The sequence below is a fragment of the Mycobacterium sp. D16R24 genome (genome assembly GCF_002013385.1).
Classification (GTDB): domain Bacteria; phylum Actinomycetota; class Actinomycetes; order Mycobacteriales; family Mycobacteriaceae; genus Mycobacterium.
This window is the reverse complement of record NZ_MAEV01000025.1, coordinates 1-24121: the sequence shown is the minus strand read 5'-3', so window position 1 is coordinate 24121 and position 24121 is coordinate 1. Positions and strand designations below refer to the sequence as shown.

Here is a 24121-nt window from a genome sequence, read left to right as displayed (position 1 = left end):
AATCCGCGGACCATGGAACGAATGTTGGATGACCAAAGGTATTCGCAGCCCTTGCGATTCGAGAACGGGAGACTGCTGACCTGGCGTCGCGGCAAGCTCGACGAGCAGAGGATCGCCCGTGAGGTGCAATACCTGATCGATACCGTCGAATCCGTCCCGGCGTATGCGTGGGAACGACACTAGGAGAAGAAAATGACCCCAGTTCTGATCGTGATCGTCGTCGCGGTGTTCTTCGCGCTGATAATCGGACTATGGCTCCTGACCACGTACAACGGATTCGTCCGAATCCGTAATCTGGTCCAGGAGGCGTGGAAACAGATTGACGTCGAACTGCAGCGGCGTCATGACCTCATTCCCAACCTCATCGAAACCGCGAGCGCGGCAGCGCAGTTCGAGCGGGACACGCTGCAGCAGGTGACCGCCGCGCGCAACCTTGCCCGCGACGCGGCCACCACGCATCAGGGCGTCGCGGCGCAGGCTCAGGCCGAGCAGCAGCTCTCCGGAGCGTTGGGGAGGTTCTTCGCCATCGCCGAGAGCTACCCACAGCTGCAGTCGATTCAGAACTTCGTAGCGCTGCAGAGCGAGCTCGCCAACACCGAAGACCGCATCGCGGCCGGCCGGCGCTTCTACAACGGGAATGTGCGCGCTCTCAACACCAAGGTGCAGACGGTGCCGTCGAACATTGTCGCGAAGTGGTTCGGGTTCACCGAGGCCGAGTACTTCGAGTTGGACGATCCGGGGGCGCGGCCGGTGCCGAACATCCGTGGAGCCTTTGACCGCCTGAATCCGCCACCGCAGCAGTAGATGAGCACGCTGTTCGGCCTGCTGAGCCTCGGCACTGTCGCTGCCATTGTCGGGGGATTGGCGGTGCTGGGCATCTGGCTGTTCCAGACTGCCCGGCGGAACCACCGGCGACGGTTGGCACGGCTGTGGGCGTTCGCATCCAGTCGCGGATGGAGTTCTGCCGAAAGCGAACCAGGCCTGGTCGGGCTTTCGGCGTGTGCACCATTTGGTGTGGGGCACAGCAGATCCGCCACCGATGTTATCCGCGGGGCAATCGAGGGGGTGCCCTTCGTGTCGTTTACCTACACCTACCGGACGGGCAACTCGTCGGACAACACGGAGACGACGCACACTGCGATGGTGAGCTGCATTCGGACACCGCCGTCACCGAGCATGTTGCTGGTTACGTCGGAAGGAGCGTTGGGCGGCCTCATGGATGCGATCGGTCTCGGGGACCTCAAGCTGGAGTCGGAGGATTTCAACCGGCGTTTTCACATCCGCACCAACAACGACCGTTTCGCCTACGACGTACTGAATCCCAGCACGATGCACCGTATGCTCACTGACCGGCGGTTCCAGCTCCCTATGAGATTCGACAATTCCAACCTGTTTACGTGGAGATGGGAAGCGTTGCGACCCGAGTGGGTAGAGCCACATGTCCGATATCTGATCGATCTCCTGCGCGGCGTTCCGGAGTACGCATGGGATCGGCGATGAGCTGGGGAGACATGGGTGCCTACGCCGGTGCCGCCTTCGTCGTCGTGTGGCCGTTACTGGGGCTGGGCCTGCTCGCTTACAGGCTCTTTCGCAGGAAGAACCTGGCCAGTTCTCCGTTGGCCGCGCATGCGGCAGGCCAGGGCTGGCACGTCGTTGCCGAGGATGACAGTGTGCTGCGCCAGGTCGGGTATACGAACTCGGTCATTGCCGTGCCGTTCCCCGGTGCCTGCAACGTGGTGCGCGGCCAGTATGAGGGCAGGCCCTTCGTGGCGTTCGAGGCGTACTCCAAGGCCGAACGGATCGCCGCGGACGGGGAGAACGAGGTCAAAAGGACCGCGGTGGTGGCTCTTGTGATGCCCGCAACGCTGCCATGGTTACAGATCTGCCCCGAGAACATGCTGACCAGAGCCCTCGGCGATATCACTTTTGAATCGGATGACTTCAACCGTCGTTTTCGGGTTGTGGCACAGGACGTTCGATTCGCCTACGACGTGCTGAACCCCCAGAACATGGAGCGAATGCTGAAGGATCCGCGGTATGCCGAACTTCCGTTACGGTTCGACGGAGCGTGGCTATGGACGTGGCAGTTCGAGGATCTGGGGCCGGATCTGATCGCGGATAGACTGCGATTCTTATCGGACACTTTGGCCACCGTGCCTGCCTTCGTGTGGGGCCACCGATGAGTTTCCGGACACCGGGTTGTCGATACAGGTGAACGGTGGAGATGCCGCCGTCATGCACCGAGGAGCCTCGATGTCCCGCATGCTGTTCGTCAACATTCCCATCGCCAATGCCGCGGCAAGCCGCAAGTTCTTCGATCACCTGGGCTTCTCCTTCAACGACCAGTTCTGTGACGAGAACACCCTCTGCATGGCGGTCAACGAGCAGAGCTGGGTGATGATGCTGGAGGAGGATCGTTTCCGCGGCTTCATCGCCGACGACATTGCCGACACCTCAAAGAATCGCGAAGTGTTGCTGTGTGTTTCGGCTGACAGCCGGGACGGGGTGGATGAGCTGATCGATGCGGCGCTGGCCGCGGGCGGGGTGGATTGGATGCCGGCACAGGAGCTTGGCTTCATGTACGGACGCTCGTTTCGTGACCTGGACGGACACGTGTGGGAGGTCAGCTGGATGGATCCGGCTCACCTGCAGTAGCTCCGCACGATCGGTGCCGCCTTACGTAGAGTCGCTCGTGAGGGTCACAGGGGCCCGCTCTACGTAAGGCTCACATGACACACAGGATTCTCGGGATCCCTGCCGCTGTCGCGGTGCTCGTCGTCGGTGGCGGCGTCGCCGCGGCGCCCGCATACGCCACCGATACCTTCACGCCCGGATCACCCAACGGCATTGACAGTTACTTTCCGCAGGATGGCAACGGCGGCTATCGCGTCACCCAGTACGACCTGACGCTGCGGTTCGAGCCTGAGAGCACCGACGTGAACGGCACGATGGTGATCCGGGCTGCTGCTACCCAGAACCTGTCCAGCTTCAATCTGGACTACTCGGATCTGGGCACTGTGGCGGCATCCGTGGACGGCCGGCCGGCCGCCACCGAATTCAGCGGCGAGCACGAAATGACCGTCACCCCGGAAAAGGGCATTCGCGCCGGAAGCTCCTTCACCACCACGATCACCTACGCGTTCAACGAGCAGCAAGAGGCGCAGCAGCGCGACCTCGGTGCGCTGCCCGGCTGGGTCCGCAGTACCAGCGGCGGGTACGCCAAGGGCGGCGAGCCCGACGGAGCCGAGAACTGGTACCCGTCGAACAACACCCCGGTGAACAAGGCCCCGTTCAAGCTCACGGCGACCGTTCCGTCCTCATGGACCGCCGTGGCAGGCGGCCGGGAAGGCAAGGCCACCGAGTTGGGCGGCTGGACCACCACCACCTGGAATGAGCCGAATCCCGTTGCCATGTATCTCGTTCCGTTTGCCGTGGATCACTTCTCGGTGTTCCGGTCTACGCTGTCCAGCGGCACCCCCGTGGTGAGTGCTTTTGCGCCCGAGGCCGGTTCGGGGGATTCCGAGGCACGCCTGCCGGAGATACTCACGTTCCTGGAATCCAAGCTCGGGAAGTACCCGCACGTGGCGGCCGGAGGCATCTTCGCCGATCCGATCCGCGAGGACATCGCCTTTAGCGCCTTGGAAACTCAGACGCGTCCCTATTACACCTTCAGCCGCGACACCGAAGAGCCAGGCCGCCTGTCGACGATCGTGCACGAAAACACGCACGAGTGGTACGGCGATCTGGTGTCGGTCGAGCAGTGGCGCGATATCTGCCTCAACGAGTGCTTCGCCTCCTATCTGCCGTGGATGTGGTCGGAGGAAAAGGAAGGCAAGTCCATCGACGAGCATTACCGCAAGACGGTGGAGAAGATCTGGGATGAGGACAAGGTCTGGGGGAACCTGCTCTACGACATGTGCCCGGGTGACGTCGAATGCAGCGCCGACGAGGTCTTCAATCCGCTGGGTGTGTATGGCAAGGGTCCGCTGGCGCTGCACGCGCTGCGACGCACCATCGGGGACAAGGCATTCCTGGAGATCCTGCGATCGTGGCCCTCAGCGCATCGGTGGGGTAACGCCACCTGGCCGCAGTTCGAGGCGTATGTGCAGAAGGTTGCCGGTAACGACTTGTCCGGATTCTTCACCGCCTGGTTCCACAGCGTGACCAGGCCCTCGGACCAGTATCTGTTCCCGGGGAGTCTCGCGCCGCGGTAGTCCTGCGTCGAGACCGAGGTTGTGGCGCGAAAATGCGAGACGAATCCGCCACAACCTAGGTTTCGAGGTCGGTGATTTCGCTTGGCAGACCGAACTTCTCGAACAGCGAGATATCGAAGAAGCACACCACATGGGCCACGCCGTCTTGGGTGACGTCCAAGACGTGCATCTGAAACGGGCGGTGCACCCCGTCGCCCTCGCGCATATAGAGGCCGATCGCCGGCTGACCATTGGCGGACGTTTCGATGAGGCGCATATCGCCGGCATGCTCGGCGGGGCATTGTTCCTTGATGAGCGCGCCGATGCTCTGTCCGCCCTGATACCAACCGGTGAACGGAGGCATCTCCCAAATCGCCTCGGTGGTAAACATTTTCGCGATGGCGTCAACGTCGTAGCGCTCGAAAGCGTTGATGTACTGGCGGAGCTGCTCGCGCAGCATCGGGTCCTCTGGCTCCAGCAGGTTGTCTTCTTGCGGCGACACCTCCTGCAGCTGCGCTCGGGCGCGCTGCAACAGGCTGTTCACAGCGGCGGTGGTGGAGCCGATGGCCTCGGCGACCTCTTGGGCCTTCCACTGCAGTACCTCGCGCAGCACCAGCACCGCGCGCTGCTTGGCGGGTAGGTGCTGCAAGGCGGCGACAAAAGCCAGGCGCACCGACTCCCGTGATCCCACGATGCTGGCCGGGTCCGTGGCGTCGTCGGGCAGCGGCTCCAGCCACGGGATCTCGGCGCGTTCGTCCAACTCATCGAGCGGGTTGGCGCTGGGCGCTCCCAGCCCGGTCGGCAGTGGACGGCGCTGCTTGCCCTCGAGCGCCGTCAGACAGGTGTTGGTGGCGATCCGGTACAGCCAGGTGCGCAGCGACGACTTGCCCTCGAACCGGTCGTACGCCTTCCATCCGCGCAGGTAAGTCTCCTGCACCAGGTCTTCGGCATCGTGGATGGACCCCGTCATCCGGTAGCAATGGGCCAGGATCTCACGCCGATATTGTTCGGTGTGCGAAAGAAATTCATCCTCGATGGCTTGTGCCGTCACGGCGCGAGGATAGTCCCGTCCACCGACACCTGTCAGGTGGTTAGCGGGTGTTGACGTGCACGGGCAGCTCGTCGTCCCAGGGCTGGCGGCTGACCATATCGGCCACTCGGACGTAGCCGGTTTCGAACTCGCCAGTGGCAGCGTCCACGAGGCGGTATTGCTGGGTTTGACGATGGATGGGCTGGGCGTCGAGCAGCACGATGCGCACCTCGCCGGGTTCGAACTGGCAGCGTTCCTGCATCGCGGCGATCAGCTGCTCGTTGTGCATGTGCCCGTCGCCGAAGTTCCAGCCGATGGCGGTGCTGCAGATCCGTTCGCCGTCGGTGATGACGTACTCGTCCTCGTTCTGTCCCGCCATGGCGCGGTGCGCGAGCGTGAACATGGCCCGACCGTGGGTGTTCATGGCGCGGAACGCATAGCCGATGTACATGAGCAGGGGAGCCTGTTCGGTGCCGTAGAAGCGCTCCATCTGCGCTTGCGGCATGCTGGCGATCGCGACGATGCCCTTGTCGATTTTCGCGCTGGCGGATGGTTTGATGCACCACAGCGTGGTGTCCCAGTTTCCGGCGTAGTACCGCATACCCGGCAGGAAGGAAATCTTGTGGGGCAACAGGTTTCCTGCGGCAACCACACCGGCGCTGACGGCGAATAGGAGCAGCACGGGCACGGGGTGCCGGAGGTCGTTGAGGCCGATGTTCGCGTGCGCGACGAACAGCGACAGCACACCGAAGATCATGAACACATTCCATTCCAGCGGTACACCCATCGGAATGGCGGTCAGGATGCCCAGATGGAAGCAGACCATAACGACGGCTGCGATGGTGGTGACCCAGCCGCCATGGCTGAAGAACAATGCGATCGGCACCAGCATCTCGATGGCGGTGCTCACATGCGCGACAAAGCGGGAGAGCCGTCCGGGGCGTAGATCATTGGGGAACTTCTCGAAGAATGCCCGCTTCATCCGCTTGGCGCGGATGAGCGGGTTGTTGGACATCATGGTCGAGATGACAAAGGGGAAGTGGTGGTTGAGCTTTGAGGTCGCTGCCCCCATCCAGATGACGACGAAGATAAGCTTGGCGGCGACGATCATGTCAGCCCCGGCGAAAAGAAACGTTACGGTGAGAGCGCCGTACACCTCGCCACGGGCGGCCAGGAAGATCACCTTGTCGCGCAGGCCGGCGATGGTCAGCAACCCGAGGATGGTGGCCGCCTGCCAGGTGGGTAACAGCCCCGTCGCGGCGGGCTGCGAGAACAACGCGACCAACAGAATCGCCAGGAGTGCCGCGTAGAGCGCGATGTCGACGGGGGTGCGTGCGGAGCCCTTAGTGAGCGGGATGCGCGGCCAGGGAGGCAATCGAATAGTGTTGGGGCGCAACCAGTACAAGATTGACCCCAGCGGGGGGAAGAACCTGTTGTTGAGCGGCCCGAAACCGCAGCCGAGGCCGATGACCTCGAACAGCATGGTGTAGAGCACCACCTTCTGGAAGACGATGGGCGCGGAGAAATCTGCCCATTCGTCAATTCCCTGGGTGGTCACCATGGCGGACAGCCACCCGCCCAGGATGTACAGGCCGATCTTGAGTACGTAGAAGAGATGCAAGGCGACGGGAGTGCCGAAGCCCACCTCGGCCCAGTGCCGGGCCATCGGGCGTATCTTCTGTGCACGGGTGCCCTTGCTCCATGCGGCGACATCGACGACGGGCAGTGTGGGCTTGAGGAATCCCATGCACCCACACTAGAACGTGTTCTAGTTGATGATGGCCGGTTCGGCAGTTCCGTAGAGTTTCCGGGGTGAGCGGATCTCGGGTGCAGCGCGCCTTCGACGGCGCCGATAACGTGCGGATCGTCTACGACACCTGGACGCCGGAGGGGCCGCCGCGTGCCGTCGTCGTGCTCTCGCATGGTTTCGGCGAGCACGCGCGTCGGTACGACCATGTCGCGCGGCGGTTCAACGACGCCGGGTACCTGGTGTACGCCCTGGATCACCGCGGCCATGGCCGTTCTGGTGGCAAGCGCGTGTACGTCAGGGACATCTCGGAGTACACCGACGACTTCGGCACCCTGGTCGATATCGCGGCACGCGAGTACCCCGGCCTGAAGCGCATCGTGCTGGGACACAGCATGGGCGGTGGGATTGTCTTCGCCTACGGAGTGGACCACCAGGACCGCTATGACCTGATGGTGCTGTCCGGGCCCGCGATCGCCGCGCAGGTGGGATTGCCGTATGTGCTGACACTGGTGGCCCCGGTGGTGGGACGGCTGATGCCCGGGCTGCCGGTGCAGAAGCTCGATGTCAACGCGATCTCTCACGATCCGGCGATCATCGCCGCGTACAACGCGGACCCGTTGGTCCATCACGGCCGGGTGCCAGCGGGGATCGGCCGGGCACTGTTGGGTGTGGGAAAGACGATGCGCCAGCGTGCCGCCGGCCTGAAGCGTCCGGTGCTGACGATGCACGGCGAAGACGACCGTCTGACGGCGCCCGAAGGCAGCGTGTGGCTCTCCGAAGCGGCACCCGACGCGACGCTGAAGATCTGGAATGGCCTCTACCACGAGATCTTCAACGAGTTCGATAAGGAACTCGTGCTCGACGAGGTGGTGTCCTGGATCGACGCGCGCCTCTGACGGGACAGCGGCCGCTATCTGCGCATCTGTGACAGATCGCGGAAGTCATGGGTGTGCGCATCCGACTGCCAGTCGATCCAGTGTTCCCAGCGCCGCGTCTTGCCGTCCTGCCAGCGGCGGTCTACGGCGGGGACAACGTGGCGGGCGAGTTCTGTCCCGGCGATAAACGGGGCACGAGCGACAAGTGCAGCGGTGCCGAGCCAGCCGATGGGGATCCGATAGAGCCTGCGGTTCCACGGCAGCATGAACAGTCTCGTGAAACCTGCCTGCAGTTGCGGGTGGAACAGTCCCCGGAGGCGATTGGCTGGTGATGAGCCGGGGCTCGGCGTGAACGACGGAACGAACGACTCCACGAGCTCACGTGAGGCGTCCCCACCGTCATAGACGCGGGTGGCGTCGAAGTGATGCAGAATCCGTACCGCGTCGGCGACCGTCTTGGGGTAGATGTCATCGCACCGCACCCCGAGCAGATAGCCCAGGTATCGACAAAAGTACAGGGCCGCAACCATTTCCGATCGAGTCGTGAGATAACCGACGGCCCACAGTCATAGCCCCACCGCCGCCCCGGCCTCGATGAGCTCCGGATCGGCCCATGGGGGCAGCGTGTCGAACTCGGCGAACAACGCCCGCATCGATTCGGGCGCGTCCTCGACGGCGCCGATTCCCTCGCTGAGGGCGTGGTCAAGGAGCGCTCGGCCGCCTGCCGGGCCGATCTGCCCGTAGTTGACCTCATCCACGAAGCGTTCGGCGACCGGATCGGTTATCCACAGACCTGCCCCGTATTGGCGCACCAGCTCGTCGGACGGGGTGAGATCGAACCCCGTCCAGCGGCGGAGAGCGTTCCGCACGCCCGTGTGCGCCGACGCCGGGTTCGCGAGATTCTCCGCGTATGCCGCGGGCAGTACGGCATTTTCCTGAAGGGTCGCGCGGCCTCCACTTCTCCCCATGTCTTGTGTGTGGCTTTCGAAACACAACCCCGAACGACTTGACAACCATGGTTGTCAGAAGTGCGGGGGATGCTTGCTGCCGCGGTATGTCGCCCGGCTCGCCTAACCTGGCCTTCGTGACAGAGGACAAGCAGCTCTCGCGGATCGCCGCTCTGCTCCGTCAGGCCGAGGGCACCGACAACGCGCACGAGGCCGAGGCCTTCATGGCGGCGGCACAGCGACTGGCCACCGCGACCTCGATCGACCTGGCGGTCGCCCGGGCGCACTCGGCCAAGCGAGACGCGCAGGCGCGGCCCACCCAGCGCACCATCACCATCGGCGAGGCGGGCACCCGCGGCCTGCGGACCTACGTCAACCTGTTCGCGTTGATCGCCGGCGCCAACGACGTCACGTGCGATGTCGCGTCCAACTCGACGTATGTGTATGCCTACGGTTTCGCCGAGGACATCGACGCCGTCCACGCGCTCTACGCCAGCCTGGTGGTCCAGATGGTCAGGGCCTCGGACACTTACATCGGTTCCGGCGCGCACCGGCCCACCCCGACCATTACGGCCCGTCTGAACTTCCAGCTGGCGTTCGGCACGCGGGTGGGGCAGCGGCTCTCCGATGCCCGGCAGGAGGCGCGCGCCGAGGCGGTGAAGACCGAGAAGCGCGGCACGGGAACCGAACTGGTGCTGCGTGACAAGGACATCGAGCTGCGTGATTTCTATAAGGGCACCTCGACGGCACGCGGGCGGTGGCGCGCGGTGAGTGCGCAGGCCGGTTACTCCTCGCACGCCCGTCGCGCGGGTGATCGTGCCGGGCGGCGGGCCAGGCTTGGCAGCAGCTCCGAATTGGCTGGTGCCCGTGGCGCATTGGAGCAGAACTGAGCGATCAGCCACGGCCACGTGATTCTCAGCGCGCCAAGGTCTACGCGGCCGAGGAGTTCGTGCGCACCATGTTCGAGCGGGCGGCGACTCACAGTCAGCGCGATATCGATTTCTTCGGCACCAGGTTGACGCTCCCGCCCGAGGCGCGCTTCGCGTCGGTGGAATCGGTGCAGCGTTATGTCGATGACGTGCTGGCCCTCGTGGCGAGTAGATGGACCGCCGGACCCGTCACGGTGCGTGCCCGTCGCGGCGCGACGGCTGCGCATTACGAGCGCGACGGAGACCGGGCGGCCATCGCAGTTCCCGACGATCGCAACGGGAGCGCCTGGGCCATGCGGGAACTGGTGATCCTGCACGAGCTGGCGCACCACCTGTGCCCCCAGGACGGCCCAGCGCACGGGCACGGGTTCGTAACGCTCTATGCCGAGCTGGCGGGGCTGGCCATGGGGCCGGAGGTGGAGTTCGTCCTGCGCACCGTGTATGCGCGCGAGGGTGTGCGCTAGCGCACGACGGCGATTGCCAGCCCGTCCCAGCCCTTGACACCCACCGTCTGCAGCGCGGTGGCATCTAGACGTGGATCAGAGCCCAGCCGCTCCAAAGCCTGGCGAGTCCCTTCGGCGTTCGTGCCTTCTTCCGCAATCCAGCGAATCACGTTGTCCACCACGATGACTGATCCGGGCCGGGTGAGCCGCAGTGCCCAATCGAGATAGCTCGGGTTGTTGGATTTGTCGGCATCGATGAACACCAGATCGAATGGCCCCTCGACCGAGGGCAGCGAATCGAGCGCTGGGCCCACCAGGACCTCCACCCGTTCGGCGAGTCCGGCGCGCTCCAGACTTGCCCGCGCGACGGAGGCGTGTTTGGGATCGAACTCCAGCGTCACCACCGCGCCGTCAGGGCCGACCGCCTTGGCGAGCCATGCGGTGCTGTATCCGCCGAGCGTGCCGATTTCCAGCACCCGGCCGGCCTTGGCAATCGTCGCCAACAGGTACAGGAACTTGCCCTGCGCGGCGGATACCGCGATATCGGGTAGGCCGCCTTCCTGCTGCGCCTGCCGGATGTGGTCCAGCTCGGCCGCGTCGGTGGTGACGGTGCGCTCCAGGTAGTCGTCGGTGTCGGTCCACACTGATTGGGAGAGAGTCACTTCCGTGAGGGTACGCCCGTTTCCTGGATTTTGAGTCGCGGGGGCGAGCCTCGTGGTATTAACTCCTAACCCGCTGTCGTCGCGGCCGAAGGAGTCGGTAATGGCGCTTGTCGACTATCGCGATGTGCTCGGGAAGATCGTCGTCGGGGTGAGTGTCCCCGCCATACTCGGCTTGGGCGCACTTATGGCCAGTCGCTGGGGCAACGCCGTCGCCTACGCAGGCGGCTCCCACCACAAGGCCCTCGTGTACACGTGTTTCTCGATTCTCGCCGTGATCGGCGGAGCCTCGCTGATCATCATGTTTATCCGCGTGGTGTACGTGTACATGGCCGCGGATCCGGGCACAGCGACATTCGATCCGTGGGATTTGATCTTGCTGGTGTGCGGTCTGGCCAGCCTCGTCGGTGGAATCGCGTACTTCATCGACATTTTCACCTACGTGCCGCCCCGCCGGCCCGCACCATGGCGATTCCCTGCGCCTACGTCCCCGCGGATCAGTCCCACACGGATATTTACCCCGACGACCACCATTAGGTGGCCGTCGTAAATTCTCAGCCGCGGAGTGCGGAAATGAAGATCTTCGGCACCTTCAGCAGGCTGGGCTTACTGGCGAAGTCGACGAGCAACTCGCCGGTGCCCGCCGCTGTCGCATTGCTCACGAACCACGGTGGCTTCGGGGACAGTGCCCATTCTCCATGTGCAAAAGACCGCGGGAACGGCCGGAAGGGGCCGCGTACCACGGTGCGTTCCGGCTTTTCGACGAGGAAACCGTTGTGCACGACGCCGATGCCGCTCTGTACGTCGTTCAGGACGTGGCCGGGGAACGCGCCCCAGGTGGCGGAGGGGGTCAGGTAGCCCACGCCGGTCCAGGCGTTGATGGCCACGGTGCCGTACCGCAGGTTTTCGACCAGGGTGTCGAAATCCGATCCGAGCGCCTTGATGGTGTCGGGATGCGCGAGGACGTTCACGCCGAGGGTTCCGACGAATTCATCATTGGCGACCCGGGCCGCCTCCTGAACGAAGAGGGCTCCATCCGGGTCATTGGCGACGTCGAGTTCGATGACGCCGAGGACCGGCCCGAAGTACTCGGTACGCAGCAGGGCCGTGCGATCGTCGGGGTCGACGACGAGCACTCGTGCGCCGTTCTGGCCGAGGCGCTCGGCATTGGGGTAGGACTGTTGTGCACCGGTCACCCGGGCGTCCGAACCGGGGTAGTAGGCGGGCCGGGGCGGTGCCTCGTCGACGGCCTTGCGCAGCGCGGCGAGGAACTCCTCGCGCTGTGGCCATGCCTTGGAGAGCACCACGACCTGCGACGCGATGCAGTTGTAACCGTTGTTGTGCAACCGCTGGGTGGCGATGTGGCGGGTCTGGAACTCGATATCGGATGAGCTCCACGTGCCGGGCACCACAATGGTCGGCGAAACGCCGCCGAGCTCGCTGGTGATGGCCTTGTCCAGGACCGGCTGGTTGGCGGCCTTGCGTTGTGCGCCCTCGTCACCGGTGCCGAACACGATCGCGTCGTGGGTGACCGAGCTGCCGGTCATGTGGACGTGATCGACCAGCTGGTGGTGCACCAGGTAGGTACCGACATCGGCTCCACCGGTCAGAATCCGCACCGCGCCGATCGCGATGAAGGGCTGCAGCACCTGGGTGAACACCGGCAACAGCGGGTCGGTGATGGGATTGAGCTTCAGTGCGACCACACGGTTGTTGGCGAACAGCTCATACAGGGTGTCCAGGGGCGCGATCGAGGTGATGTTGCCGGCACCGAGCACGGCGCCGACACCGTGGGTGTGGCTGGGATCGCGTTGCGCCAGGCCCGCGGTGCGCAGGGCCTCGGCCTGATCGACGCCGGGCTGCAGCCATAGCTCGGCACTGAATCCCGACAGCAGCAGGCTGTCGAAGATGTTGAGCGGCAACACCGAAACCGTCGTACGTCCACCGGGGGTGACACCGAACTTGGCGTCGCGAAGCGGGCTGTGCCCGGCTTGGAGCTGCTCCAGACTGGCGATCAGGGCGGCGATGGCCCCCGCGACGGCGTACGGGCCCGAGATCCACTCCTCGCCGACCAGCGGGGATTCCGGATCGAGCTTCTTGATCTGGAATGCCGCGGCGTGCACCCATTGCTGGGCGTTGTCGATCACGCGCTGGCGAGTATCCGCCAACAGTTGCAAACGATCGGCCAACGAGGTTTCGGCCCAAGCCTTTTCGCCTTCGGCCAAGTCCTCTAGTGCCTGGTCGACGGGGGATTCGATCTGTACGTCGGTCATGGAATTCAGCTCGCGCTCTAATCGAAGTCGGATAGTGATGTGTTCGGTGGGTCACATGGTACGTGACGTACCACCCCATTGCTAGAGTGAGCTTCGTGCAGCCCGACAGCCAAGAACTCCCCGCTGGCAGGTGGGATGGCCAGCGCGAACGGCGCCGGGCCGAGTTCGTCGAGGCCGCCCTGGCCGCCATTGCCGAGCACGGACCGCAGACGTCCACGGAGCAGATCGCGGTGTACGTCGGGGTCACCCGAACAAAGCTCTATCGGCATTTCAGCGACGCGGCGGACTTGCAGCGTGCCGTCGCTCAGCGGGCCAGTGACATGATCATCGCCGAGCTTGAGCCCGTATGGCAGCCGCTCGGTTCGATGGCACAGATCATCGACGCGGGTATCGGTGCGTACGTGCGTTTTCTGGTCGGGCACCGCAACCTGTATCGGTACCTGGCGCGCTGCTCGCTCTCGGAGGGATCGGACACACCCGACGCTATCGCTGATATCAAAATGTCGACGGGACAGCATCTTTCGCGGGTGTTCGCTGTCTACCTCGAGGCGTTTGGGATCGATACCGATACCGAGCTCCTGGCGATGGGCATCGTCGGAATGGCCGAGACCTCGGTGAGTTACTGGCTTGACCAGCCCGGGGAGGTCTCCCAAGAGCGGTTGATCGAGAGTCTGGTCCGGCGGATTTGGCTCATCGTCGAAGACAACCTGCGCGCGGGGGGCGTCTACCTCGATAGTCAGGAGCCGCTTCCGGAGCCCGGGGAAATCGCACGGAACGCGCAGCGTTATCGCGATCCCGCACGCCTCCCTTAGCCGGAAGATTTACCTCGGCCATGGGATGTTGGCGTCATAGGCTCAGCAGGACGACGAGCTGGCGCCCGGGAGAGGCCGGAAGGTCTAGCCGCAGACGGCTCCGACGGCCGCCGACTGCACCAGCTTGGTGTACTTGGCCAGCACTCCAGTCTTGTACCGCGGTGGCAGCGGCTCGAATCCCTCACGGCGCTTCTCGATTTCAGCCTCGTCGACAAGCAGGTCCAGCTTGCCGTTGGAGACATCGAGCCGGATGCGGTCACCGTCTTTGACGAACGCGATCGGCCCGCCATCAACGGCCTCCGGCGCGATGTGCCCAACGCACAGACCGGTGGTGCCGCCGGAGAAGCGACCATCGGTCATCAGCAGCACGTCCTTGCCCAGGCCGGCACCCTTGATGGCGCCGGTGATGGCCAGCATCTCGCGCATACCGGGGCCGCCCTTGGGGCCCTCGTAGCGGATGACGACGACATCGCCGTGGGTGATGGTGCCATCCTCGAGGGCATCGAGTGCGGCCCGCTCCCGCTCGAAAACCCGTGCGGTGCCTTCGAACACGTCCGACTCAAAGCCGGCCGACTTCACCACGGCACCCTCCGGTGCCAGTGAGCCGTGCAAGATGGTGATGCCACCCGTCGGATGGATGGGGTTGTTCATGGCGCGCAGCACCTTGCCGTCCGGATCCGGCGGTGCGATATGTGCGAGGTTCTCCGCCATGGTCTGGCCGGTGACCGTGAGGCAGTCGCCGTGCAGCAGCCCGGCATCCAGCAGAGCCCGCATCACCACCGGCACCCCGCCGATTTCATCAACGTCCTTCATCACATGGCGTCCAAAGGGTTTCACGTCGGCCAGGTGGGGAACCTTGTTGCCGATGCGCGTGAAGTCGGCCAGCGTCAGGTCGACCTCGGCCTCCTTGGCGATGGCGAGCAGGTGCAGCACCGCGTTGGTGGACCCGCCGAACGCCATCACCACGGCGATGGCGTTCTCGAAGGCCTCCTTGGTCAGGATGTCGCGCGCGGTGATTCCGCGGCGCAGCATCTCCACCACGGCCTCTCCGGACTTGCGTGCGTACTCTTCGCGCCGCTTATCGATCGCAACAGGAGAGGCGCTGCCCGGCAATGACATGCCGAGGGCCTCGGCGGCACTGGCCATGGTGTTGGCGGTGTACATGCCGCCGCACGCACCCTCACCCGGACAGATGGCACGCTCGATGATGTCGACGTCCGCGCGCGACATCAGCCCGCGTGCGCAGGCGCCGACGGCCTCGAAGGCGTCGATGATGGTGACTTCCTTCTCGGTGCCGTCGGTCAGCCTGGCCTTGCCGGGCATGATCGACCCGTTGTAGAAGAACACCGAGGCCAGATCCAAACGCGCTGCGGCCATGAGCATTCCGGGGATCGATTTATCGCATCCGGCCAGCAGCACGGACCCGTCGAGCCGTTCCGCCTGCATCACGGTCTCGACGCTGTCGGCGATCACCTCGCGGGACACCAGCGAGAAGTGCATGCCCTCATGGCCCATCGAGATGCCGTCGGACACCGAGATGGTGCCGAATTCGAGGGGGTATCCGCCGGCGGCATGCACGCCCGCCTTGACCGACTGGGCCAGGCGCTGCAGGGACATGTTGCACGGGGTGATCTCGTTCCACGACGAACCGACGCCGATCTGCGGCTTGACCCAGTCGTCGTCACCCATGCCTACCGCGCGCAGCATTCCACGGGCGGCGGTCTTCTCCAGACCATCGGTGACGTCGCGACTACGCGGCTTGATATCGGGTGCGTCGTGGGCTGACATGGGCCTAAGTATCCCCGGTGGCTACTTAGCCGGTCAAAGGGGATTCGCTCTTCGCGCCAGCAGCTCATCGCCGCGGATTCCGCCTCCGGAAGCCGAGCAAAGTGGCAGCATGGCCGCCATGCCATTTATGCCGGTCAGCGACTCGATGTTCCTCATCGGCGAGACGCGTGAGCATCCCTTCCATGTCGGCGGCCTTCAGCTGTTCAAACCGCCTGCTGACGTGGGCCCGGACTACGCCGAGGTGTTCTACGAACAGCTGATGTCCACCACCGAGGTGTCGTCGGACTTCCGCAAACGACCCGGGCAACCGCTGGCCGTGATGGGCAACATCACCTGGATCATCGACGACGAGGTCGACTGGGAGTACCACGTGCGCCGCTCGGCACTTCCCCGCCCGGCCCGGGTGCGTGAACTGTTGACCGTCACCTCCCGCTGGCATAGCTCCCCGCTGGACAGGCACCGTCCATTGTGGGAAATGCATGTGGTGGAAGGGCTTTCGGATGGACGTTTGGCCGTCTACACCAAGATGCACCATGCGGTGATCGATGGTGTCGGCGCGCTGCGGATGATGATGCGTTCGCTCTCCGATGATCCCGATGCGCGCGATTGTCAGGCCGTGTGGGCCCCGGCCAAGCGGCGCGCCAAGAGCAGCATCGTGAGCACCACGAACACCTCGGCGCTGGATCTGGTCAGGGGTGCGGCCGGCGCGGTGCGACAGGTTGTGTCCATTCCGCCCGGTCTGCTCAAGTACGGACGCCACGCGTTGTCGGACCCGCAGCTTGTCCGGCCGCTGTCGGCACCGCACACGATGCTGAATGTCTCGATAGGAGGCGCGCGGCGATTCGCAGCGCAAACCTGGTCGATGACGAGGATCAAGGAGGCTGGCAAAGCGCTAGGCGGCACCGTGAACGACGTGGTGCTGGCCATGTGCTCGGGTGCGTTGCGCACGTATCTGGAAGAACAGAACGCGCTTCCCGCCAAACCGCTCATCGCCATGTGCCCGGTGTCGATCCGGGCCGAGGGGGACCAGAACGCGGGGAACTCGATCACCGCGCTGCTGGCCAACCTGGCGACCGACAAGCCGGATCCGCTGGAGCGGTTCAGCGCGATCCGGGACTCAGTGCAGGCTGCCAAGTCAGTGCTCTCGGAGATGACACCCTTGCAGAGGATGCTGGTCGGTGCGCTCAACGGTGCTCCGGCGCTGACCGGTGCCGTCCCGGGTCTGGTGGACCGCGCCGCTCCTGCGTTCAACGTGATCATTTCTAATGTCCCCGGCCCGCGTACCGACATGTTCTGGAACGGGTTCGAGATGGACGGCTGCTACCCGGCGTCCATTCCGATCGACGGCGTGGCGTTGAACATCACCTGCACCAGCAGCGGGTCATCGATGCATTTCGGGCTAACCGGATGCCGCACGAGTGTGCCGCATCTGCAGCGCATCCTCACGCACCTGGAGGAGGCATTGACGCAGCTGGAGGAGTCGGTCGCCTAGGGCGCTGTACCCGCGAGGGGTATGCCCCGCCAGGACCTTGTACCCTACGGGGGTATCTGGGCTACGATAGTGGCATGCGAAACCGAACTCGGACTGCGATCCTTGCCGGCGCTGCTGCTGCGGTGCTGATTCTGTCAGCGTGTAGCTCGGGAAATACGGGCTCGAAAAACGGGAGCGAGACGAAGCCTGAGCATTCGGGACATTCCGGAATGTCGGGGATGACGACGACACTCGATACCAACCCCGCGACGGCTCCGGCGTCCGATCACAACGATGCTGATGTGACGTTCGCTCAGCAGATGATCATGCATCACCAGCAGGCCATCGAGATGTCCAAGTTGACAGAGGGACGCACCGCCAACCCGGCGGTGTTGGAGCTGGCGAATAACATCGAGACCGCGCAGCAGCCCGAGATCGACACCTTCACCGAGTGGCTCAAGAACTGGGGCCAGCCCCTCATGCCCGAGGGACATGACCCCGCGGGGCACATGCCTGGCATGGTGGACACGCCGGTGTTGGACCGGATGAAGACCCTCAATGGCGAGGTCTTCGACCAGCTGTGGCTGCAGTCGATGATCGCTCACCACCAGGGCGCCGTCGCCATGTCGAATGCGGAACTCTCCGGGGGCCAGTACCCTTCGGCAAAGCAGTTGGCGCAACAGATCATCGATAATCAGCAGCCTGAGATCGACACGATGCAAGGCCTTCTCAAGGGATAATGAACATGACCACCAAGACTTCGACCGGACACGGTTACTCGCTGAAAAAGGATGACTACGCCAAGCGGCTCCTGCGCATCGAGGGGCAGGTACGCGGTATCGCCAAGATGATCGATGAGGACAAGTACTGCATCGACGTGCTGACGCAGATCAGCGCCGCGCAGAGCGCGTTGCGGTCGGTTGCACTCGGACTACTCGACGAGCACCTGGGTCATTGCGTCTCCAATGCCGTTGCCGACGGCGGTGCCGACGCCGAGGAGAAGCTGGCAGAGGCCTCAGCGGCGATCGCCCGGCTGGTACGCAGCTAGGAGCCCAGTGCGGCGACCACCATCTGCCGCAACACCGCCCGCGTCTGTGCCGGCGCTGATCGACCGGCGCTGTAGGGCGTGGAGTTCAGCAGACCAAAGGCGGCGTGTGCCTTGATCCGAGCGTCCGATTCGTCGAGGTCGGGATCGACCTGGCAGAGCAGCTGCACCCAGGCTTCAACGTAGCGGCGCTGATATTGGCGTACCTGACGACGCGCGCTCTCCGGTAGCGAGTCAAGGTCGCGGTCTTGTACCCGGATGAGATCGCTCTCGCTGAGCGCGAAGTCGAGGTGGAAATCGATGAGACCCGATAGCGCTTGAGGTGCCGTTGCCGCCCCTTCCACGACGGCCGTCCCACCTTCCAGAAGCCGGCGGCTGATATCGGTGAGCAGGTCCACGAGCAGCGCTTCCTTGTTCGGGAAGTGCCGGTAGATCGCTGGGCCGCTGATCCCGACGGCCGAGCCGAGATCTTCCAATCGCACTCGTGCGTATCCGCGCATGGCCAGCAGCCGGGCCGCGGCAGTCAGCAGCTGATCCCGGCGATCCGCCTTGGCGCGTTCGCGCTTATTCGGAGTTGCCGACTCGGGTATCAGGTTGGTCATCAAACCTTCTCGGGCGGTGCGGTCTAGACAAATCAGTTAATGAAGATTATCTTAAAACAAGTTAATCTTCATTAACTGAAATTTCAAGACTTCGGAGCTGGGTATGACTCTGGTGGGTGAGCAGAACAGGGCTGAGCACTCCCGGCTCGTCGCCGAGCTGCGGGAGCGGCTCGCGCATGCGGCGCTCGGGGGCACCGAACAGTCCCGGCAGCGACATGTGGACCGGGGCAAGCTCCTGCCGCGCGATCGTGTCGAGGCGCTCCTCGATCCGGGCAGCCCGTTCCTGGAACTATCTGCGCTGGCGGCCAACGGCATGTACGACGATGACGCTCCCGGGGCGAGCATGATCGCCGGTATCGGCCGCGTCTCGGGGCGTGAATGCGTTATTGCGGCTAATGACGCGACGGTCAAGGGCGGCACCTATTACCCGATGACGGTGAAGAAGCATTTGCGCGCCCAGGAAGTCGCGCTGCAGAACCGGCTGCCCTGCATCTATTTGGTCGACTCCGGTGGCGCCTTCCTGCCGAAGCAAGACGAGGTGTTCCCGGACCGCGAGCACTTCGGCCGGATCTTCTACAACCAGGCCACAATGAGCGCCAAGGGAATTCCGCAAATCGCCGCCGTGCTGGGCAGTTGCACCGCGGGCGGCGCGTATGTGCCGGCGATGAGCGACGAGGCCGTTATCGTGCGCAAACAGGGCACGATCTTCCTGGGTGGTCCGCCGCTCGTGAAGGCTGCCACCGGCGAGGTGGTGACCGCCGAGGAGCTCGGCGGCGGCGACCTGCATTCGCGTACCTCGGGGGTGACCGACCACCTGGCTTCCGACGACAAGGATGCTCTGCGGATCGTGCGTCGCATCGTGTCGACGCTGGCGCCCAGGGTGGAGGCGCCGTGGCCGGTTGTTGAAACGATTGCCCCGGAACGGGACCCGAACACGCTGTATGACGTGGTGTCCACCGATCCGCGCATTCCGTATGACGTGCACGAAGTGATCGTCAGGTTGGTCGACGGCGGCACCTTCACCGAGTTCAAGGCGGAGTACGGAAAGTCGGTGGTGACGGGAACTGCGCGGCTGCACGGACACCCGGTCGGGATCATCGCGAACAATGGCGTGCTGTTCGCCGAAAGTGCTATGAAGGCAGCTCATTTCATCGAGCTCTGCGATCAGCGATGTATCCCGCTGGTGTTCTTGCAGAACATCTCCGGGTTCATGGTGGGCCGCGATTACGAGGCTGCCGGTATCGCTAAACATGGGGCAAAGATGGTCACCGCGGTGGCGTGTGCGCGGGTGCCCAAGCTGACCGTGGTGATCGGGGGCTCCTACGGGGCCGGCAACTACTCGATGTGTGGGCGGGCGTACTCGCCGCGATTCCTCTGGATGTGGCCGAACGCCCGTATCTCGGTGATGGGTGGCGAACAGGCTGCCTCGGTACTCGCCACGGTGCGCGCTGATCAAGGCGCGGCATCGGGCAAGGAGTTCACGGAGGACGAGCAGGAAGCGTTCAAGGCGCCGATACGTGAACAGTATGAACGGCAAGGCAATCCGTACTACTCGACGGCACGCCTATGGGATGACGGGGTCATCGACCCCGCCGACACCCGAACGGTGCTCGGACTGGCGCTGGGCATCTGCGCCAACGCACCGCTGGAACCGGTTTCCTACGGCGTCTTCAGGATGTGACGGTGATGTGGGGGTACCTCCCGCTTGCGGGGGCCGCTTGCGCGAAGAACAGAAGGTGCAGTCAGTGATTCGTTCAGTACTTATCGCCAACCGCGGCGAGATCGCGGTCCGCATCGCATCAACACTGCGAGCCATGGGAATTCGCTCCATCGCGATCTATACCGATGCGGACACCGACCACCTCGCTGCCTGTGACGCCGCGGTGGGCCTCGGTGCGGATTCCGCAGGCTATCTCGATATCGATGCGATCATCAGCGCTGCCAAACAGGCCGGTGCCGACGCCATTCACCCCGGGTACGGATTCGTCTCGGAAAACGCCGATTTCGTCCGCGCATGTCAGTCGGCGGGCATCGTCTTCATCGGACCGCCTGCCGAAGCCATGGATGCGATGGGCGACAAGATCAGGGCCAAGGACACGGTTGCCGCGGCCGGCGAGCCGGTCGTGCCGGGCAGCGTGGGCGCCCTCTCGGATGCCGAGCTGGTCGCCGCGGCAGAGAAGATCGGTACCCCGCTGATCATCAAGCCGTCCGCGGGTGGCGGCGGCAAGGGCATGCGGGTGGTGCAGGACCTGAGTCAGGTGCCCGATGCGCTCGTCGCCTCCCGGCGCGAGGCCACCGCGATCTTTGGCGACGACACCTTGCTGATCGAGCGCTACCTGGCCCGCCCCAGACATATTGAGGTTCAGATCTTCGGGGACACCCACGGCAATGTGGTGCACCTGGGCGAGCGCGAATGCAGTCTGCAACGCCGGCACCAGAAGGTCATCGAAGAGGCGCCGTCACCACTGCTGACGCCGGAACTACGGGCCGCGATGGGGCAGACCGCATGCCAGATCGCGCGCAGTGTCGGATATTTCGGTGCCGGGACGGTCGAGTTCATCCTGGACAGCGACAGTCCTGAGTCCTACTACTTCATGGAGATGAACACTCGGCTGCAGGTGGAACATCCGGTCACCGAGATGGTGACCGGTGTCGACCTGGTGCGGTGGCAGCTCCTGGTCGCGGACGGACAACGGCTCCCGTTGACGCAAGAGCAGATCTCGTTGACCGGCCATGCCATCGAGGCGCGGGTGTATGCGGAGGACCCGGCCCGTGAGTTCCTGCCGACCGGTGGAACGGTTGCACTGGCAAGGTTTTCGGGCAGCGCACGTACGGACACAGCATTGACGACGGGATCGGTGGTGGGTTCTCGGTTCGATCCGATGCTGGCCAAGGTCATCGCGCATGCGGCCGACCGCGAGACCGCGCTTGCCGAAGCCGACCTGGCTCTGGCCGAGACTCGGATACTCGGGGTGGGCACCAACATCGACTTCTTGCGCGCGCTGGTTACGAACCCTGTTGTGCTTTCGGGAGATATCGATACGGCGCTGCTCGACAAGATAGCCTCCGATTACCACCCTCCGGCCGTACCGTCCTGGGTGTGGTTGGCCGCTTCGGCCTTGTTGGACGGCAAATCCGGCACCGGAACATTGTGGAACAGCAAGTCCGGGTGGCGTATCGGTGAACATGCGGCGCGTTCGTATCGGCTCCGGATCGGGGAGTCTGCCGAACTGGTTCGGCTCTGGGGCGACCCGACGGCCAAAGTCGGCATCGGAGACGGCGAGCCGACACCGGCCAGAGCTCATTGCACGACAGGACATGTGAGCGTCGAGTTCGCCGGTCAGCTGTACCGTGCGGATGCGGTACAGACCGGTGCCGCGGCGTGGATCGCAACCCAGGACGGGACCTGGCACGCGGATATCGCACCCGAACCACGGCTGCGGCACCACGACGGTGAGGACGAGGACGGCGAGATCCGTAGCTCTATGCCCGGAGTCGTCCGGGTGGTGTCGGTGAGCACAGGCACCGTCGTCGAACGCGATGCCCCGGTTGTCGTAATCGAGGCCATGAAGATGGAACACACCTTGCGCGCACCGATAGCCGGAACAGTCGCCGTTTCGGTGGCTGTCGGCGACCAGGTGGCGGTCGACCAACTCTTGGCCACCATCCACCCGACCATCGACCCCGAGGAGGGAAGAGCATGACATTCAGCACCGCGGAGCTGCCGGACGAGTACGAATCGCTGCGCAAAACCGTTGAGGAATTCGCTCATTCGGTGGTGGCGCCGGTTGCCGCACACCACGACGCCACCAAGACCTTCCCGTATGCGGTGGTCGCGCAGATGGGTGACATGGGGTTGTTCGGTCTGCCGTTCCCGGAGGAGTACGGCGGCATGGGCGGCGACTACTTCGCACTATGCCTGACGTTGGAGGAGCTGGCCCGGGTGGACCAGAGCGTGGCCATCACCCTTGAGGCGGCGGTGTCGTTGGGCGCCATGCCGATCTACCGATTTGGCAGCGAAGAGCAGAAGCAGCGCTGGCTTCCCGAACTGTCCTCCGGACAATCGTTGGCGGCCTTCGGTTTGACCGAACCCGGAGGTGGCACCGACATTCCCGGATCGATTCGTACCCGGGCCGTTGAGGACAATGGCAGCTGGATCATCAACGGCTCCAAGGCATTTATCACCAACTCCGGGACGGATATCACGGCGGTGGTGGGCGTCGCGGCAGTGACCGGACGTTCGGCGGACGGATCGCCGGAGATCTCCGTCATTCACGTACCGGCGGGCACACCGGGATTCACCGTCGAACCTGGATACGACAAGGTGGGCTGGAATGCCTCGGATACGCATCCTCTGAGCTTCGACGACGTACGGGTGCCCCACGACAACCTGTTGGGTGAACGTGGCCGTGGGTACGCGGGATTTCTGCGCATTCTCGATGAGGGGCGAATCGCGATCGCGGCGTTGGCGACCGGTGCCGCGCAGGGGTGCGTCGACGAAAGCCTGCGCTATGCGCGCAGCCGCCCGGCCTTCGGCAGCGCGATCATCGACTATCAGTCGGTGTCGTTCAAGATCGCCCGGATGCAGGCCCGCACGCATACCGCGCGTCTGGCCTATTACCACGCTGCCGCGTTGCTGCTGGCGGGCAAGCCGTTCAAGACCGAAGCCTCGATCGCCAAGCTAATCGCCAGTGAAGCGGCCATGGACAACGCCCGGGATGCCACTCAGATCTTCGGGGGAGCGGGGTTCATGAACGAGACTCCGGTCGCCCGCCAGTACCGCGACAGCAAAATCCTGGAGATCGGCGAAGGGACGAGCGAGGTGCAGCTGATGCTCATCGCCCGGGCCCTGAGCCGGTAAACTGTCGGGAGCGCTTAGCTGGGCGGGTGACCTGGGCATCCCCATCAGCCACCCGGCGTGCTGTGTCACCTCAGGTACCCCCACGGGGTTATGAATGTGACCTTTTCTCATCAACGGCGATAAGACCTGGTCAAGAGTCGTTTTCTCGAGCAGGTGAAACATCGTGTTGCCTGGTGGCGACGAACCCTATGACACACTGGATGTGTCGTGTCTACAGGAGTGAGCATGCTTGTCTTAACTCGTTGGTTCCGGCGCGCCCTCGTCAGCGGTGTCTGTGTCGCAGGACTGCTGGGTGCCGGCGTGATTCCTGCCCTCGCAGAACCGGGTGATCCCGGTGATCCGGGCATCGAAGCACCGGCGCCCCCCGGTGAGCTTCCGCCACCTCCGCCGCTGCCGTGGGAACTGCCGCCACCGCCGCCCGCGCCCGATGCACCCCCTCCGGG

General features: G+C 64.2%; 24 protein-coding genes and 2 pseudogenes. 18 read left to right on the top strand and 8 right to left on the bottom strand.

The features are described 5' to 3' along the window. From B4383_RS26440 to B4383_RS20710, 6 genes and pseudogenes are all read left to right on the top strand, one after another. Positions 1 to 183: pseudogene (locus B4383_RS26440) on the top strand (hypothetical protein); the annotation flags it as partial. Between the two features lie 9 nt (positions 184 to 192). Continuing rightward, positions 193 to 804 (top strand): LemA family protein, encoded by a 612-nt coding sequence (locus B4383_RS20730; protein WP_078292975.1) that lies wholly within the window; start codon positions 193 to 195, stop codon positions 802 to 804. After that, positions 805 to 1500, top strand: coding sequence for a DUF3137 domain-containing protein (locus B4383_RS20725; protein WP_078292976.1), 696 nt, complete (start codon positions 805 to 807; stop codon positions 1498 to 1500). Further along, positions 1497 to 2183 carry a hypothetical protein gene (locus B4383_RS20720; protein WP_286143912.1) on the top strand — a complete coding sequence of 229 codons (687 nt, stop codon included), beginning with the start codon at positions 1497 to 1499 and terminating at the stop codon, positions 2181 to 2183. The genes B4383_RS20725 and B4383_RS20720 overlap by 4 nt, the downstream gene beginning before the upstream one ends. A gap of 70 nt (positions 2184 to 2253) precedes the next feature. Further along, positions 2254 to 2655 carry a glyoxalase gene (locus B4383_RS20715; protein ID WP_078293065.1) on the top strand — a complete coding sequence of 134 codons (402 nt, stop codon included), beginning with the start codon at positions 2254 to 2256 and terminating at the stop codon, positions 2653 to 2655. A 74-nt stretch (positions 2656 to 2729) separates the two neighbouring features. Further along, the gene (locus B4383_RS20710; protein ID WP_078292978.1) at positions 2730 to 4214 is read left to right on the top strand and encodes a M1 family metallopeptidase; all 1485 of its coding nucleotides are present in this window, start codon (positions 2730 to 2732) and stop codon (positions 4212 to 4214) included. A 55-nt stretch (positions 4215 to 4269) separates the two neighbouring features. On the opposite strand, the gene B4383_RS20705 is transcribed toward B4383_RS20710, so the two are convergent. Further along, positions 4270 to 5244, bottom strand: a complete 975-nt coding sequence (locus tag B4383_RS20705; RefSeq protein WP_078292979.1) for a sigma-70 family RNA polymerase sigma factor — start codon at positions 5242 to 5244, stop codon at positions 4270 to 4272. A 40-nt stretch (positions 5245 to 5284) separates the two neighbouring features. After that, on the bottom strand, positions 5285 to 6970 hold the full coding sequence (locus B4383_RS20700) for a DUF3556 domain-containing protein (protein WP_078292980.1): 1686 nt from the start codon (positions 6968 to 6970) through the stop codon (positions 5285 to 5287). Between the two features lie 80 nt (positions 6971 to 7050). Here B4383_RS20700 and B4383_RS20695 point away from each other — a divergent pair, with 80 nt between their 5' ends. Next, complete coding sequence (locus tag B4383_RS20695) at positions 7051 to 7869, top strand: alpha/beta hydrolase (RefSeq protein WP_078293066.1); 819 nt, start codon at positions 7051 to 7053, stop codon at positions 7867 to 7869. A gap of 14 nt (positions 7870 to 7883) precedes the next feature. Here the strand turns inward: B4383_RS20695 and B4383_RS26435 are convergent, their stop codons facing one another. Then, a complete protein-coding gene (locus tag B4383_RS26435; RefSeq protein WP_139360941.1) occupies positions 7884 to 8378 on the bottom strand; it encodes an oxygenase MpaB family protein in 495 nt (164 codons plus the stop codon). A gap of 36 nt (positions 8379 to 8414) precedes the next feature. Further along, positions 8415 to 8816: a hypothetical protein gene (locus tag B4383_RS26430; protein WP_139360940.1), complete on the bottom strand. Its 402-nt coding sequence runs from the start codon at positions 8814 to 8816 to the stop codon at positions 8415 to 8417. 116 nt (positions 8817 to 8932) lie between these two features. Between B4383_RS26430 and B4383_RS20685 the strand changes: the two genes are divergently transcribed. After that, positions 8933 to 9685 carry a DUF2786 domain-containing protein gene (locus B4383_RS20685; protein WP_078293067.1) on the top strand — a complete coding sequence of 251 codons (753 nt, stop codon included), beginning with the start codon at positions 8933 to 8935 and terminating at the stop codon, positions 9683 to 9685. Beyond that, positions 9670 to 10188 carry a TIGR04338 family metallohydrolase gene (locus B4383_RS20680; protein WP_139360939.1) on the top strand — a complete coding sequence of 173 codons (519 nt, stop codon included), beginning with the start codon at positions 9670 to 9672 and terminating at the stop codon, positions 10186 to 10188. Before B4383_RS20685 ends, B4383_RS20680 begins: the two co-directional genes overlap by 16 nt. Here the strand turns inward: B4383_RS20680 and B4383_RS20675 are convergent. Further along, positions 10185 to 10829: an O-methyltransferase gene (locus tag B4383_RS20675; protein WP_078292982.1), complete on the bottom strand. Its 645-nt coding sequence runs from the start codon at positions 10827 to 10829 to the stop codon at positions 10185 to 10187. The genes B4383_RS20680 and B4383_RS20675 overlap by 4 nt on opposite strands. Before the next feature lie 100 nt (positions 10830 to 10929). Here B4383_RS20675 and B4383_RS20670 point away from each other — a divergent pair, with 100 nt between their 5' ends. Further along, on the top strand, positions 10930 to 11376 hold the full coding sequence (locus B4383_RS20670) for a hypothetical protein (protein ID WP_078292983.1): 447 nt from the start codon (positions 10930 to 10932) through the stop codon (positions 11374 to 11376). 4 nt (positions 11377 to 11380) lie between these two features. Here B4383_RS20670 and B4383_RS20665 read toward each other — a convergent pair whose 3' ends face one another. Continuing rightward, positions 11381 to 13099, bottom strand: a complete 1719-nt coding sequence (locus tag B4383_RS20665; RefSeq protein WP_078292984.1) for an aldehyde dehydrogenase family protein — start codon at positions 13097 to 13099, stop codon at positions 11381 to 11383. A gap of 86 nt (positions 13100 to 13185) precedes the next feature. On the opposite strand from B4383_RS20665, the gene B4383_RS20660 reads away from it, so the two are divergent. After that, positions 13186 to 13911, top strand: a complete 726-nt coding sequence (locus B4383_RS20660; protein WP_139360938.1) for a TetR/AcrR family transcriptional regulator — start codon at positions 13186 to 13188, stop codon at positions 13909 to 13911. Between the two features lie 84 nt (positions 13912 to 13995). Here B4383_RS20660 and ilvD read toward each other — a convergent pair whose 3' ends face one another. Beyond that, the gene (gene ilvD, locus B4383_RS20655; protein ID WP_078292986.1) at positions 13996 to 15699 is read right to left on the bottom strand and encodes a dihydroxy-acid dehydratase; all 1704 of its coding nucleotides are present in this window, start codon (positions 15697 to 15699) and stop codon (positions 13996 to 13998) included. A 109-nt stretch (positions 15700 to 15808) separates the two neighbouring features. Here ilvD and B4383_RS20650 point away from each other — a divergent pair, with 109 nt between their 5' ends. The 3 genes from B4383_RS20650 to B4383_RS20640 all read left to right on the top strand — a co-directional run bounded on the left by B4383_RS20650 (position 15809) and on the right by B4383_RS20640 (position 18218). Further along, positions 15809 to 17191, top strand: coding sequence for a wax ester/triacylglycerol synthase family O-acyltransferase (locus B4383_RS20650; RefSeq protein ID WP_078292987.1), 1383 nt, complete (start codon positions 15809 to 15811; stop codon positions 17189 to 17191). A gap of 74 nt (positions 17192 to 17265) precedes the next feature. After that, positions 17266 to 17910: a DUF305 domain-containing protein gene (locus tag B4383_RS20645; protein ID WP_078292988.1), complete on the top strand. Its 645-nt coding sequence runs from the start codon at positions 17266 to 17268 to the stop codon at positions 17908 to 17910. A gap of 5 nt (positions 17911 to 17915) precedes the next feature. Further along, entirely contained in the window at positions 17916 to 18218 is a 303-nt protein-coding gene (locus B4383_RS20640) for a metal-sensitive transcriptional regulator (protein ID WP_078293068.1), read from the top strand. Here B4383_RS20640 and B4383_RS20635 read toward each other — a convergent pair. Next, positions 18215 to 18817, bottom strand: coding sequence for a TetR/AcrR family transcriptional regulator (locus B4383_RS20635; RefSeq protein ID WP_078292989.1), 603 nt, complete (start codon positions 18815 to 18817; stop codon positions 18215 to 18217). The genes B4383_RS20640 and B4383_RS20635 overlap by 4 nt on opposite strands. A 103-nt stretch (positions 18818 to 18920) precedes the next feature. Between B4383_RS20635 and B4383_RS20630 the strand changes: the two genes are divergently transcribed. The 4 genes and pseudogenes from B4383_RS20630 to B4383_RS20615 all read left to right on the top strand — a co-directional run. Further along, positions 18921 to 20498, top strand: coding sequence for a carboxyl transferase domain-containing protein (locus B4383_RS20630; protein WP_078292990.1), 1578 nt, complete (start codon positions 18921 to 18923; stop codon positions 20496 to 20498). 64 nt (positions 20499 to 20562) lie between these two features. After that, the gene (locus tag B4383_RS20625; RefSeq protein ID WP_286143913.1) at positions 20563 to 22521 is read left to right on the top strand and encodes a biotin carboxylase N-terminal domain-containing protein; all 1959 of its coding nucleotides are present in this window, start codon (positions 20563 to 20565) and stop codon (positions 22519 to 22521) included. Further along, entirely contained in the window at positions 22518 to 23678 is a 1161-nt protein-coding gene (locus tag B4383_RS20620; RefSeq protein ID WP_078292992.1) for an acyl-CoA dehydrogenase family protein, read from the top strand. Before B4383_RS20625 ends, B4383_RS20620 begins: the two co-directional genes overlap by 4 nt. A gap of 225 nt (positions 23679 to 23903) precedes the next feature. Next, a pseudogene (locus B4383_RS20615) lies at positions 23904 to 24121 on the top strand (hypothetical protein); the annotation flags it as partial.